This is a genomic window from Nocardia puris (assembly GCF_036051655.1).
GTDB lineage: Bacteria > Actinomycetota > Actinomycetes > Mycobacteriales > Mycobacteriaceae > Nocardia > Nocardia puris.
Window position 1 is genome coordinate 3,090,373 of the sequence record NZ_CP107943.1, and the last position, 13,715, is coordinate 3,104,087.

The following is a 13,715-nucleotide window of genomic DNA, read 5'->3' on the forward strand; positions in this document are numbered from 1 at the left end:
CCGTCGTGTCCAAAAGGCGCCTGAAAACCCGGAGTTCCCAGTGCGGCGAGAGAACTCACCCGCACGGCCGAACACGACGTCCCTGGGAGCCCCATATGTTCAATCACCGACTCACACCGTGGCGTGCCCCCGCGCGCCGCAACCGCGCAACAGCACCACGGTTCGCCGCGCGTGTGGTGGCGGCTGCGGCTGCCGTGGTTGTCAGCGCTACCGCCGTCACCACCGCCGCGACCGGAGTAGCCACCGCAGAACCCGGCAGCGCGGCCTGCCCCCGATGGACCGCGGTCCTGGTGCCCGGCACCGGCGAAACGAACCCGGGCGCTGACCCCACCCGATCGGTGGGCATGCTGGCACCGATCGGTGACGGGCTGCGCGCCCGCTACGGCAACGACATCGACGTACGGTCCCTGGCCTATGCCGCTGCCCCCGCCCCGTACCAGCAGTCGGAATCCGGCGGAGTACACGCTCTGTCCGGGCTGCTGGCGGGGCTGTGTCCGACCACTCAGGTCGTCATGGCCGGGTACTCGCAGGGCGCCGATGTCGTCGGCGACGTCACCTCCACCATCGGCCGCAGCCAAAATCCGATTCCGGCCTCGCGGGTGCTGGGCGTTGGTTTGTTGTCCGACCCGAATCGTGACCCGAGCACACCGCAGCTCGGACAACCGGTCGACGGGCAAGGGATCGCCGGCCCCCGTGACGACTTCGGCAGCCTCGCCGACCGAGTGCGCACCGTTTGTGCCGTCGGCGATTTGTACTGCGCCACCTCTCCGGAAGATTCGCCCGGTCTCGCCGCTGTCGGCCGCGCGTTCACCGGCAGCTCCTCTCTCCTCGACGACGCCGGCACTTCGTCTTCGACTGGTGTGCTCGATCCTTCCTCGGTGACACGGCAGGTCATCCTCGTGCTCGGCGGTCTGGCCGAGTTCGCCGCGAACCTGCCCGCCATCGGTGACAACGTGCTGCGCCTGCCGCCCACTGTGCTGGCGGGAGACATCGGTGGCGCCCACCGCATCAGCGGCGAACTCAACAACCTGTTCAGCCCGTTGGTTCGCATTGCCGACGAGGTCGACCTGCACCTCGTCGCACGTGCACTCTCGATGGCCGCAGCCGCCGACCCCAGCGGCTGGACCGCTGTAGCCGCGCAAGTTGTCGACATCATCGCTCGAGTCGACCTCGGCCGTGTCGCCACCGACATCGGTCTCGCGCAAGAGGTCGCCTGGCGTGCCGTCGACAAACTCGCTCTTGGCGATCCTGTGGGCGCCGGCCTCGAACTGACCGGACTCGTCCCGGTAGCCGCCGACCTCGCCGCCACCGCGGCCTCGGCGCTCGTCGGAGACGGAGCCAGCCAGCTCACCGGTCTGGCCGCCGACCTCACCGCCCGCACCGACCCCGAGACCAGCGCCGCCCTCTCCGACATGGCCGACCTTGCCCGCCAAGGCGGCGACGCGGCCGAGTTCTACACCTCGGGAGTACACCAAACCGGTTACGGCCCCGGCGTCCAGGATGTCCTCGACTGGCTCGCCAGCAGCATCGACAACAGCAAGTGAACCTATGAATCCGGCCGGACCCGCGCAGGGCGGCCAGCTGGGGCCCGGCAGACGCCGGGCCCCAGCTCGTGGTTGGTGGTCTCGGCGAAGTTGGTTCTTGACGAGCGCGCGAGAGGTTAAGCTCTCCTGCGGAGTGACAGGCCGCGCACGCGCTCCTCGTTCTCGCCTGAGTTGCCTCGCCCACGCCGGTTCGGTGACGTTGATGGCCAAGGTCCTTCCCGGGGCCCGCGTTCACACTTTCCCCTGTTCGCATGCTTGTTCGTCACAGGCAGGGTGGCGTGGGCGCCTCTGCCGGGAATGGACGAGAACATGCCGAAGAACAGCAGTGCGCGGCGGCGCCGTCGCGCTCGCAGGATCGCAGCCGAGGACGGCGTGACGTATGCCGAAGCTCTCCGGCGCGGCGAAAAGCAGGCCGCGCAGGCACGGGAGCAGGCCGAGAGGAACTCACGGCTGCGTCCGTTGAAGATCAGCGTCGACGGCACCGAGAAGTATTGGCGCCGTGACGATGCCGAACAACTGGGCCAGGACGACCTGGCGGATCCCACCTGCGAGGATGTCCTCGCCGCAGCTCATGTGTTGTTGCCGAAGGTCCACGCACTTCAGTCCGCCAAGTTGACGCCGATGACCGTGGTCGTGCCCTACTGGCAGCGAGACACACTGAGCCAGAGCGAGTTGAACGAGGAATTCCGCACGAAGGTCACGCAGGTGCTCGACGACCTGAAGCGCGTGTGTGCCGACGCCGAGATCCGCTGTGTCGAGTGGAGGACCGTTGCCGCCGCCTACTACGGGGTGGATGTGAAGCTGCGAGAGCTGGATCGAATCACCGGTGGGCGGCTGAGCGACCTGCTCGATTCGGCCATGGACTCGGCTGCCGTGCTGTCCATGACGGCCGAAGCCGTTCACTGTCGCGGGTGCCTGCTCGGCTCGGACCGTTCCCGTCGGCTGGGCTGGGGGTACTCATCATGTGGTGGTGGTGAGGTCCGGGTGCGCGTCCGGATCTTCGATGACGAGGTTATCGTCACCGTCCCCGGGTGCCCGCGGCATGCTGCCGAGGCGATCGTCTACTTCGACTACGAGGTCGAAGACGGCATGGTCGGTGTCGAGGTGATGGGCGGCACGACCGCGGACCTCGATGTGATCTACGACCTCGCCGACCAGGTTCGCCGCGAGCGCGACGAATTCCGGCGAGAAAGGGAAAAGGACAAGTCCGGGAGCTGGGCAGTACCCGTGCCGCCGTGGCAACGTGGCGAGGACTGTTGGTGATCGCCAGTCGGGCCCTTCGGTGACAGGTTCGCCGGTGTCATACCCGGCGGCGGGGTTGGTGGCCCAGTTGATTTGGGCCAGCCGGTCACCAGGCGCATGGTGAGACCCCCGCACGCAGAAAGCTGATAGGCCGCTGCTGATGCCCTGGGCCCGCCGGTATGGCGGGCCCAGGGCATCGTGGTGCTGCATTCCGCGCGGGTCAATATGGCCCGCGTCTGCTGATCCTGGTGTGGGCGGCAGCCGGGCCGGGTAGAGCGGGTCCTCGGTCGCCGGGTTGTGATGGCGAGTGCGTCGGAAGGATCTCGAACGGGTCGGATTCGAGCAGGATCAGTGCTCTCCCGTCGTCCCAGTCGACAAAGATCTGGCCGGGGCATGAACTGGGGATCCGTGTCACCGTTCCGGTTGTTCCGATTTCCGGCGGCGCGGGATCGTCGGGCATGAGCCCGGTGATACGAATGCGGTCACCGACGCGGGGTGTGGTCATCGCGGTTGTTTCCCTTCTTCTCGTTCATCGGCGGCGGGAATGGTGTCGTGCAGGTCGAGACGGAATAGCCCCTGCTCGTGTGGTGGCTGGGTCAGTGCATTGTTGCTGTCGGTGGCGCGGATATCGCTGGCGTAGAAGCTGATGTCGAGGTCGAGTTCGTGGTCGCGAATGTTGTTGCCGTTGTGGTCGCGGAACCCGGCGACGCCGAGCCCGCCGTAGGGTGCCCAGTCGAAGAGCACTGTGCTGATCGAGGGACTGCGACGGCCGATCTCGGCGGTGATGATCGCGAGGACGAGGTCGGTGATGCGCTGTTCCCGTGCACGCCCGAAGGGCAGGTCGTACGCGGCTTCCAGCTGGGCGCGTAGTGCGTCGGTGTGCTGGCGGCTTGGAGCAGTGGCCGATGCGCTGCTCGTCGCAGATTCGTTCCAGTTCATGACGTGGCTCCTCGGGACGTTTCGGTGGCCGCAGGTGACTCGGATGCGGATGGATGAGGTGGCTGGGCCGCCAGGGCGGTGGTCAGTGGAGGTGGGGCGTGGGCACGTGTGCCCAGGCGGCGGGTAGCGGCCCGCCGGTGTCCAGGTGGTTATCGAGCGCGCCCATGGTGTCGTTGGCCTCGGCATACAGAGCTTCGAGCCGGTCGTGGTGGTCGGCGGAGGCAGAAGGGTCCTCGGTGCCGTCTTCACGGGTGCTGTAGGAGTCGATCTCGTCGCGGATGCGCTGTTGCAGGTCGCGGAACCATGCGAGCAGTTCGTCGGGACCGGCCGGTTCGGCGGGGGTGTGTCGCTGAGGCTCGTCGGTGGCTGACAGCCCGGCGGCGACGATCCTGTCGTCGAGTTCGGTCATTTCGTGCAGCGCGAAGGCAAAGGTATGGGCGAGGTTTTCCACGGGTTCGCCGGGGTCGGGGGTGTCGCCGTCTCGGAGTGCTGTGGCCATGGAGTTCAGCCGCCCGGCGAGGTCTTCGGCGTGTTCAGCGGCCTCGTGCTGCTTTCGGCGCAGCGTCTCCATCGCGTGGTCGCGTTGGCTCTTCTGGAAGGTCTGCATCCGATCTCGCCATTCGCTGGACGGTTCCGTATCGGCGGGCACCAGTGCCCACGGTGGCGCGAAGCCGGGCCTGCCGTCGGTTGTTTCGATGGCGCATTCCGCGACCTCGTCGTTGAGGTAGATGGAGCGGACCCGGCCGCGCCATGTCGGGTTGTCACGACTGGTCACCTCGTCACCGACCTGGATCGGGCACTCGGCCCCGAATCGGCTGACCTGATCGCCGGTGGTGTTCGCCGCGCTGACCGGTACCTGGTTGACCGTCGGTGTGGTGTCGCTGTTCGTCATGGCCGAACTCCTAAAGAGGTTGGTAGTGTGCCGATTTCGTCTCGGTCGGTGTGCTATGGGCAGTCGAGGGCATCCGTTGCGACGCGCTTGGACAGGCCGAACACGTCGGTGCGCATGATCTCGGCGGTGCCGTCGCGGCGGAATCGGACGATGCGGACCAGAGTTCCGGTCGGCAGCTGTACGCCGTGGAACCAGATCGGCCGGGTAGTCGATCCGATCAAGGTTTCGCTGTCGGATTCGGTCGGTGGCTGCGGATCGGGGGTTTCCGCTGCTGTTGGGGTGGTGCCGTGGGTGTCCATGTTCTTTCCCTTCGTTCGGTGTGGGTTCGGTGCGGGCGATTGGATCCCGCTGGTGGTTGGCCGCTACGGAGTCAGGCAGTACGTACGGCGGCGGTGGCCGCGCGGCCGATGGCGTGGGCGGTGGTGGCGGGGTCGGTGATCAGGTGCGTGTTTGCGCCGTTGAGGGGGTCGGGTGCGGTGCCGGTGTCGGGTGCCAGCCACAGCACGGCGCAGCCGGTGGCGCGGAGCCGGTCGAGGAGTTTCTGGGCGCGGTCGCGGTTGCTGCCGTCGTAGTAGCCGTCGGAGATGATCACCAGCAGGCGGGTGTTTTCCGGCCGGGACAGGTCGAGGGCACCGTCGAGGGCCTCGATGGCGTTGTCGATCGCGTGCAGGAAATCGGGGCAGCTGAATTGGGTGACCCGGGTGGGCGCGGTGCCCGGGTAGGTGATCGGTGCCACCGATGCGCCGAAGGTGACCGTGGCGGTGGCGGCGGGCATGGTGGCCAGCTCGGCGGCGCGGGCGATGATCCAGGCGGCCGAGGCGACCGGGTCGGCGTAGGCGCTCATGGAACCGGACACGTCGCAGGCGATACCGACCCGCAGCGGCGGGATCGGCACGGTTTTGCGGCTGGTGCGGGTGAACGGTTCGGCGGTGGGGATCGCCCCGGCGGCGCGTTGGGCTTCGCGGGCCAGCGCGCCGCGCATCCGCAACCGGCCGGGCGGCAGCGCGGAGGTGGTTTTGACCGTGGCGCGTTCGCGTTGTGCGGCGTTGTTGAGGGCACGGGCCAGCACGCGGGCGGCGGCGCGTTCGTCCGGGTGCGGCACGCGGGTGGCGCGAGTGCTGGCACTGGTGCCGGTCCCGTTGCCGTTGCCGAACACTTTCTGTGCCCGTGCCGCCGCGCGCCGGGCGGCGCGTCGCGCCTCTCGTTGCGCGGTGGCCGCCATTTCGGCGGGGTCGGCCGGGACCGGTTGCGCGGCAACGGCATTGCTGATGTTGGCCACGGTGTCGCCGAGCGCGGCGGACAGGGGCGAGTTCGGATCTGGGTCGGCGTGCGGGTCGGGGCCGACGATATCGAGCCACCGTTGCCCGAGTTCGAGCATCGTGTTGGTGTCGTCGTCGGCCACGGTGTGGGCCTGCTGCCAGATCGCGCGCAACTTCTCGAGCTTGTCGCTGCCGAGGATGGACTCGATGACCCCGGCGGCGGGCGCGCATTCCGACGCGGTGAGGATGCCGCCATCCACGCGCCCCAGCAGGAGGGCGGCGTTGTGGGCGGCGGCGTAATCGGTGGGCGGGATCTGGGCGGCGGCATCGGTGCCGCCGTTGTCGCCGATCACGATCTCGGTCGCGCTGGCGCGCAGCCAGTGCCGGTCGTCGGGGCGGCGGCGGATCTGGGCGGCCTCGATGCGGGATTCCTCCAACAGCAGGGCGGCCTCGACCACGGCCGGATTCGCCACCGGCGGCGCTTCCCAGACCGAATATTGGGCGTGGGCGCATTCGTGGACGAACGCGCCCCAGGTGGCCGCGTAGCGGGCGCGGTCGCTGTTGCGGTCCGGCCGCGCGGTGGCGGGGTCGATGCCGAGGCGGGTGCCGTCGATTTCGATGGCGGCGCTGTGGGGCATGAACACTGCCGGGTGCCCGTGCGCCGCGCCGGGGGCAATGGTGACGACCAGGTCGTCGCGGTCGGCGATCGGTGGGGCTTCGTCGGTGAGGGCGGCGGACAGGGCATCCCATCCGGCGGTGGCGGGCGGTGGTGTGGGTGTTGTGGTGGGGTCGGCGATCAGGTGGCCGGTCATCGCGGGGGTTCCTTCCGGGGCGTGTTCGGGCGGGCCGGGGTGGGTTAGATGCGGGGGCCGAGGGCCAGGGGTTCCAGCCGGGTGCCGAATACGGTGCGGACCACGTCGGCGACGATGGCGCGGTCGTCTTCGGGTGCGGCCCCGATCAGGTTCGCGGCGGCGGTGTTCGTGTCGGTGGCGGTGGCGATTTTCTGGAACGCCAGCAGTTCGCGCAGCTGGGGTGCCCACCCGATCTCGCCCTTGTCCTGTCGGGTGGCCAGGTTCCGCGCGGCGCGGACTGCTTTCGGGTCCACCCCGAGCTGTTTGGCGAGGTCGTAGTCGGAGCCGACCTGTACCTGGAACGCGAACCGGCTGGCGAGGGCGTCGGACAGGATCGCGCCGTGCACGCCGGGGTTGTGCCCGGCCACCACGAAGAACCCCGGCGCGGCGGTCACGATTTCGCCGCTGTTGGCTTTGATCACGATCTCGCGGCGGCCGTCCATGGCCGGGTACACGCATGACAGCACGGTCGGCGGGATGAGGGTGGCGTCATCGATGAACAGCACCCGGCCCTCGCGCATGGCACGGACCAGCGGCCCGTGCACGAACGCGAAGGTCCCGTCGGGGTTCTGCGTGTATTCCCCGACAAAATCGGCGACGGTGGTGTCGCAGTCGCCCTGGACGGTCAGCAGGTCGCCGTAGGCGGCCTCGATCAGCGAGGTTTTACCGGTACCGGGCGGGCCGTACAGCAGGACCGGGACCTCGTGGTCGCGCATGGTGCGCAGCACGTCCACATCGGCGCGGCCCGCCAGGGTCCGCAGGTGGTATTGCTGCCCGTTCGGCCGTGTCACGGCCGAACCGGTGCGGGCCGGGCTCGGGGTGCCCGATGGCGCGGCAGGGGCCTTACGCGCCCGGCGGGCGGGCCGCTTGGCCGGGGTTCCGGCGGGCGTGCCTGTGGCGGGTGCCGGGGTGGGGGCTCCGGTCGCGGCGCTGCTGGTGTTCGTGTTGGCGCGGTAGCGCAGCGGTTTGGCGCTGGTCTGGTCGGCGTGTCCGGCGGCGGTGAGGGTTTTCATCGCGTTTCCGATCGCGCCGGATGAACGGCCGGTGAGTTTCGCGATTTCGCGGGGTGTGTATTCGGTGCCGGGGTTGTCGGTGAGGATTTTGGCGACCATGCGGCGCAGTTCGCCATTGCCGAGGCGGTTGGCCGGTGCGGGGGCCGGGCCGGTGGGGGAAGTCATCTCGTTTCTCCTTCGCACTGCACGAATTTTGTTGCGCCGCTCACGGCGGATCCTGGCATAGCGGTGGCGCGGTGGTCGTTTCGGATTGGTTGACAATTCGTTTCCCCGGGGTGCGGGTCGACGCTATCTCGACTCATCTCGGGAATTCAACCCCGTTTGCCACTTTTTTCGACCAATTTCCGCAGATCAGGGCAACAATTGCACGGCAAGCACGGGATGGAATGCGTTAGCGCAGCCGGGCCGGCAGCGGACCGCGCGTGAGGTAATTGTTGATTTGAACCCGATTGGAATGCATGAATGATGGTGGATATCGATAGTTGAATAGCGGAGTCATATCAGCAGGGCCGGCCGAACGATGGCAGCGACGCCAGCGGGCCGCGCCCGCCCCTACGTGTTCTTTCTGTTCCCTGCGGGTAATCCTGGGAAGCCGGTTGGGTCAGATAGTGGCGCCTAGCTGGTAGTTTGCAGCATCGAGGCGGGTCGGTTTGACCGACCCACCTATCGACCCGCCAATGGACCCACCTAACGATCCACCTAACGATCTCCCCGATCAGCCAGACCGCGATAACGCGCGCTTCACCCCGTGGCGACAAATCTCCGAAACCCGTTGAAATTGCGAACATCCACCCGTAGCGCAGTGAAATTTCGATACGGAATTCCATTCTCAATTGAATTCCGTAAATAGCGATCACATATCCGCAAACCCCACTGGGCTAATACCTTACCTGACGAAATGCCGAGAAGCACGCGCACCTTCTGACCAGTATTGCGTACCGCCCATAAATGGCGGCGGCTACCATCTCGAATGCCCGAGGCGAATGTCGGTCTTCGTCCCGCGTGGTTGCTGCACTCGAGTCGGGCGAGGGACTTCTCCATCCTCGCCTTCGTCTCATCCGACGAGCCTTTACCTTCGACCCAGTGTTTCCGCCTATCCCATCTCGTGTGTTCGCCGAGGTGTTTCTCGGCCATTACGCACCTCGGGTGAGAAGACTCCGGTTTCAGTACCGGGCTTGTTTTTGGAGTCTTTCTGCAAGTTCTCGTGTTTCTGCGGTGGGTTCTTCTCCTATTTTGGAGAGTTTGTGTGCGAGCAGGCTGAGTGTGCGTTCGATGGCGGTGTGTTCGCCGAGGCGGGCGTGCAGGCGCAGGATGTCGCGCCACAGGAGTTCGTTGAGCGGGTCGTGGTCGAGGGCGGATTCGAGGAGGTTCAGGGCGCGACGTGGGTCCTGGTCGACCACGGTGGCGGCCAGGGCTCCGACCGCGGTGATGGTGTCGCGGCGGGCGGATTCCCGGATCGGTGCTACCCAGTCCGCCATGAGATCTGCGGCCAGGATTCCTCGGCAGGAGGTGTCGATGATGTGACGGCACGCTTCACCGCGCTCTGTGCCGTTGCCCGCGTGGCGGCGTTGACGTACCGCACGAGCGAACTGCTGGTAGTCGGTGGCGATGATGGCGTGCTCGAGCTGATAGCGGATGTGGTCGCCGACCAGAATCCGGGGCACCGTGCCGTCGGTCGCGTCTCTGATAGCGGCGGTAAGTCGGCTGATCGCGGTGTTGAGTGCGTTGACCGGTCGACGGGGGCATCGTTCGCCCCACAGATCAGCGATCAGAGCTTCGCGGGAAATCCCTTCTGGGTGCACGGTCAACAGGGCCAGCAGTTCGCGGCTCCGGGGCTGCAAGTGGGTGGTGATGTCGACAACGCCGTCGTCGCGGTGCCAGCTGACACGTAGCGGCCCGAACACCTCGACCGCCAGGGTCGGCCCACCCGGTGCCGATTCGTTCGCCGAGATGGCGACGGGGGTGGCATCACGCGCAACGGACAATGCCTCCGTAGCGGGCTGGTCAGCATCGGTGACCTCCAAGCCGAGGTCGTCTACTGGGGACACGGCCGTGGCGGCGTCCTCGCCCGGGATTCGATCGGCAACTGGCTGGGGGACTCGATACACGCGGAGCGCATCCGCCCGGATGCAGACCCCCAGACCGAGGCGCCGCCGGCCCGGTAACCGGGGCCACGGCGACGGTTGCCGGCCTAGAAGCGGATTCGAGTGTGGAGGGGTCAGTTGTGTATGCAGTGCGGCGGCAACGACGCGGGCAGCCGCTGCGAGCCCGTTGCGTCCTCGGCGGGAGTATCGGGCGCCAGTCAGCAGCGCTTCGGCACCGTGGCGGTCGAGTGGAAGCCTGCCGAGCACCGGTACTCCGAGATGCTCGGCGAACTCGCCCGTGCGATCCGAGCCGACCAGCAGCACCGCGCAGCGCCGACCGCCGGCGGTGACCTCGCGGACGCGCCGGCCGGCGCGGACGGGGTCGGCGAGGTCGCCACGGACCACGACGATCAGAACGTCGGCGCCGGCGGCGATCGGAGTGGCGGGCGAGGCCGGATCGGCGAGACCGCAGTCGGCGATAACCACCAGCTCTGCCAGCCTTGGGACCGCGGCGGCGGGCATGCTCACCGGGGCCGACAGCGTCGCTGCCATGGCATCGGCACTTGGAGGTGCGGCGAGGAACGGCACACCCGAACCCAGCGTCTGGACGTGCTCCCACAACTGTGTCGAAACCGGAGAATCTCCTGGCGACTGGGTGGTGGCAGCGGCAAGGCTGGCCAGTCCGCGGTGAGGGTCGGCGTCGGCGAGCTGCGCGAGTCGTCCCCCGGCAGGATCTGCCTCCACCACGACAGCGGGTTTCGCGCCCGGCCATGCGTTGGCGAGGGCGACCGCGGTAGTAGTCACTCCGGTGTGAGGATTCAGTCCGGTGAGTGCGATCAGCACGGTCACCGCCCCCTTTGGTTGTCGGTCGCCGATCCATTCGTCACCTTGGGTCGGCGAAGGGGTACAGGGATGGGGATCCGGCTACTCGGACACGATCGCGGTGATCACCGAGTGCCGGTCGAGTTGTGTGGTGGAGATCCGTTGCCGCCACACCCGCGGCGCCGCACCGGGCGGGGTGTCGGTGATCTCGACCGCGTACAAGCCGGGATTCAACCGGCGGATCCGGACACAGTAGATGGTGCCCAGCGGCGCCGAGTCGATGCCGGCCTGGATGGTGGCGGCATCCGATATCGCTGCGTCGGCAGCGACGACTTCGCGAGCGAGTACGCCGTCGCGGGCGTGGTAGTAGGCGGCCTCGAACGCAGCAATTGCCGCCGCGCCGGTAGCCGGCCGAAGTGGGCGAGGCCCGGCTACGGCGTCGGTGGCCTCGATGGTTTCGGGACCACAGGCGGCGGTGCTCCCGGTGACGGTGAGTGCGCGTTCGAGGCCACCGGGAGACGGCGAAGGCGCGGCGGTGAGGGACATCGGTACGTCAACACCGTGGTCTGCACCGTCAACGCCGGAGATGAGCATGGTCGCCACCACCAGGGTGGCAGCGACCACCGCGACCATCACCACGCCGCCCAGGACGCCTCGCGCCCTACCCGGCCCACCGGTGCGGTACTCGGGAGTCAGCCAGCGTCGATCTTCCACGGTATCGGGCGCACCGGCGGAGGCCAGCCATTCGGCTATTTCGGTCGGCGGTGGCCCGTCGAGCACGATCTGCCGGTCGTCGTTCGACTCGTCCTGAGGGTCGATCCTTCTCATCTCCGAAGCACCCCGCTCGGTCAGCCGAGCGCCGGCGGCCATTGCGCCAGCACGTCGTTGAGCACCTGCGCAGCCTGGGACTCGACCGTCTCGACGACGTCGGCGACAGGTTCGCTGACCACCACCGCCGTCACCTCGTCGACAATCGGCTGCGGTACCGCGGCCTCGACCTCCGCGACCACCACCGGTAGCGGCACAGGCTCAGTGCCGACACCGAGCACAGCATCCACACCAGGGTCCGCCAGCCCAGCCTGATCCAAGACCTCGGCGGCCTCGGTGACCACGATGTCGTTCCAGTCGCGTTCCCGTTGCGCGACCTCTGGTGACATCCACCCCGGCCACGGCACACTCACCCCACCGAGATGCAGCGAATCCTCGCCCGCCACCGACGTCTCCACTTCGGCGTCACCGTCGCTGGTGCTCGTCTGCGGGTATACCTGGACAACTGGCTGCGCTGGTTCCACAGCCACCTGCGGCTCGACCTGCGGCTCATAGCCCATTTCGGGCCGGGACACCGACGGGGGCTCCCGCCACACTTGGGGTTCAGGAACTATCCGGGGCTCGGGAACGGCCTCCGGCTCAGGCATGACCCGGGGTCCCGGTGAGATCGGGGCCGGCATCTGAGCGGGCGCCGAGGTTTCGGTCTTCTCATCGGTAGTCGACCCGTCCGGCCCGACAGGAATGGTCCTTGTCGGCGGTTCCGGAACCACGGGGCCTACAACGCCCGCTTGTCCTGGCCCGGGGTCCGAGATCACTCCCGGCTGACCCACCGGACCCGCATGCGCAACCGGTACAGCGAACACCGCCGCCGCCAACGGGACAAGCGCGGCCATCGCTAGACGATGCCCTGCACAGGCCCCGAATCCCGGTAGCCACCGATGCCTCCGAGACGAGTGCAACACCGGTCCGGTCGCCCCGACGACCCCACCCACCGCAGGACCGCGCAACGAAGTCCACAACGCCCCCGCATGCAAAGCGCAGACGTGCACCACACGAACCTCGACGCCTTGCCCGTCGAGGTAGTCGACAATGACCTCAGCGCGCCCGATCACCGGGTCGACCAACCGCGACGGCGCGACGACAACCACCACGGCAGCGTCGACCCCGTCCGGTCGGCACGCTGGAATGTCCTGGTCGAGCCGGAACACCGCCTCGCAACTCACCACTCGCCTGCCGCGCATCCAGATCACCCAGATCCCCACGGAGGAGCTACGGCCCCCTCCGGCAGCACGCGCTGCCGCCACCACCGCCGCACCGGGCACCGCAGCATCCGGACGGCTGTTCATCGATGTAGTCATGACTTGCCTCGCTTTCTGCGTCGGTCACGACCCGGGGCGGCCCCTCCTCCCACCAAGTCGTGAGATACACCACCCAAACTATGCACGTATCTCGCACTTTTCAAGAAGAAAACAGTAACTTTTCTCTATGCGCTCACTAGCGCGGCTGTTGATGGCGACTTTTACGAACTTTTCGGGTACAGTTCTGCTCATGGGAGCCCACGACGAGTTCTTCGCCCGGGTGGTGCGCGAGCGGCGTCAGCAGTTGGGCAATCTGACGATGCCGGAGGTGCACGAGCGCGGCGGACCAGCGGTCCCTGCCCAGCAGCGGGCCGACCGTTGCGAGCTGTCGGCCAATGTGCGGCCGAGCACCTTCGCCAAGTTCGACACCGGCCTCGCATGGAAGGAAGGCTCAGCGCGGGCCGCCTACTACGACCGCCGGCCACCGGTGCCGGTCGAGTCCGACACTCCCGCGTTCGAGCCAGGCGCATCCAACATCAGCCTCAGCCTCGAACAGCTCTTGCCACTACTGGATGCCCAACGGTTTCTCCGAACCGCACCCATCGCCGAGCTACCGAACGCGATCGACAAGCTCGATAACGCCATCAGCGGCATCGTCGGCCCGTTCGTCACGAGCATCCTCGAAGCCAACCGTGGCACCCAAGTCCATCCGCTCGTCGAGATCGCCTTCGGCGAATCTCTGGCCGCACCGGTTTCCCCAGATGACCCCGACGCCACGGAAAAGCTGTACCGGCGCTGGCTCATCGGACGGGCGGAAGATCTCGACGATGCCCTGCAGCAAGCATTCGAACAGCGCTTCCAGAAACGCAACCAGGACGCCGCGACCACATCTCGCGCGGTCGCTCCGAACTGAATGCGGTGCTGGCGAAATCCACACAACAGCCTGGGCACCGGGGTGGGCGTGTGCAAGGCTGTGTCCCGGGACTGACAACGAGCAGACAAT

At 67.5% G+C, this 13,715-nt stretch carries 12 protein-coding genes; 3 read left to right on the plus strand and 9 right to left on the minus strand.

The window, feature by feature from the left end; genetic code table 11:
* Positions 1–344: 344 nt before the first annotated feature.
* Together OHB21_RS13870 and OHB21_RS13875 are read left to right on the plus strand one after the other, a co-directional pair.
* Positions 345–1,544, plus strand: coding sequence for a cutinase family protein (locus OHB21_RS13870; RefSeq protein ID WP_195142598.1), 1,200 nt, complete (start codon positions 345–347; stop codon positions 1,542–1,544).
* Positions 1,545–1,841: 297 nt separating this feature from the next.
* Positions 1,842–2,807, plus strand: a complete 966-nt coding sequence (locus OHB21_RS13875) for a hypothetical protein (protein ID WP_195142597.1) — start codon at positions 1,842–1,844, stop codon at positions 2,805–2,807.
* Positions 2,808–3,006: 199 nt separating this feature from the next.
* On the opposite strand, the gene OHB21_RS37500 is transcribed toward OHB21_RS13875, so the two are convergent.
* From OHB21_RS37500 to OHB21_RS13915, 9 genes are all read right to left on the minus strand, one after another.
* Complete coding sequence (locus OHB21_RS37500; RefSeq protein WP_195142596.1) at positions 3,007–3,291, minus strand: DUF4314 domain-containing protein; 285 nt, start codon at positions 3,289–3,291, stop codon at positions 3,007–3,009.
* A complete protein-coding gene (locus OHB21_RS13880; RefSeq protein ID WP_195142595.1) occupies positions 3,288–3,725 on the minus strand; it encodes a hypothetical protein in 438 nt (145 codons plus the stop codon). The genes OHB21_RS37500 and OHB21_RS13880 overlap by 4 nt, the downstream gene beginning before the upstream one ends.
* An 82-nt stretch (positions 3,726–3,807) precedes the next feature.
* The gene (locus OHB21_RS13885; protein ID WP_195142594.1) at positions 3,808–4,617 is read right to left on the minus strand and encodes a hypothetical protein; all 810 of its coding nucleotides are present in this window, start codon (positions 4,615–4,617) and stop codon (positions 3,808–3,810) included.
* A 53-nt stretch (positions 4,618–4,670) separates the two neighbouring features.
* A complete protein-coding gene (locus OHB21_RS13890; protein WP_195142593.1) occupies positions 4,671–4,916 on the minus strand; it encodes a hypothetical protein in 246 nt (81 codons plus the stop codon).
* A 71-nt stretch (positions 4,917–4,987) separates the two neighbouring features.
* Entirely contained in the window at positions 4,988–6,688 is a 1,701-nt protein-coding gene (locus OHB21_RS13895) for a VWA domain-containing protein (RefSeq protein ID WP_195142592.1), read from the minus strand.
* Positions 6,689–6,732: 44 nt separating this feature from the next.
* Complete coding sequence (locus OHB21_RS13900; protein ID WP_195142591.1) at positions 6,733–7,905, minus strand: AAA family ATPase; 1,173 nt, start codon at positions 7,903–7,905, stop codon at positions 6,733–6,735.
* 998 nt (positions 7,906–8,903) lie between these two features.
* Positions 8,904–10,148, minus strand: coding sequence for an AfsR/SARP family transcriptional regulator (locus OHB21_RS13905; protein ID WP_195142590.1), 1,245 nt, complete (start codon positions 10,146–10,148; stop codon positions 8,904–8,906).
* Positions 10,149–10,748: 600 nt separating this feature from the next.
* Positions 10,749–11,474 carry a hypothetical protein gene (locus OHB21_RS13910; protein WP_195142589.1) on the minus strand — a complete coding sequence of 242 codons (726 nt, stop codon included), beginning with the start codon at positions 11,472–11,474 and terminating at the stop codon, positions 10,749–10,751.
* A 20-nt stretch (positions 11,475–11,494) separates the two neighbouring features.
* Positions 11,495–11,989: a hypothetical protein gene (locus tag OHB21_RS13915; protein WP_328439054.1), complete on the minus strand. Its 495-nt coding sequence runs from the start codon at positions 11,987–11,989 to the stop codon at positions 11,495–11,497.
* A gap of 973 nt (positions 11,990–12,962) precedes the next feature.
* Between OHB21_RS13915 and OHB21_RS13920 the strand changes: the two genes are divergently transcribed.
* Positions 12,963–13,625 (plus strand): hypothetical protein, encoded by a 663-nt coding sequence (locus OHB21_RS13920; protein WP_195142587.1) that lies wholly within the window; start codon positions 12,963–12,965, stop codon positions 13,623–13,625.
* Positions 13,626–13,715 lie beyond the last annotated feature (90 nt).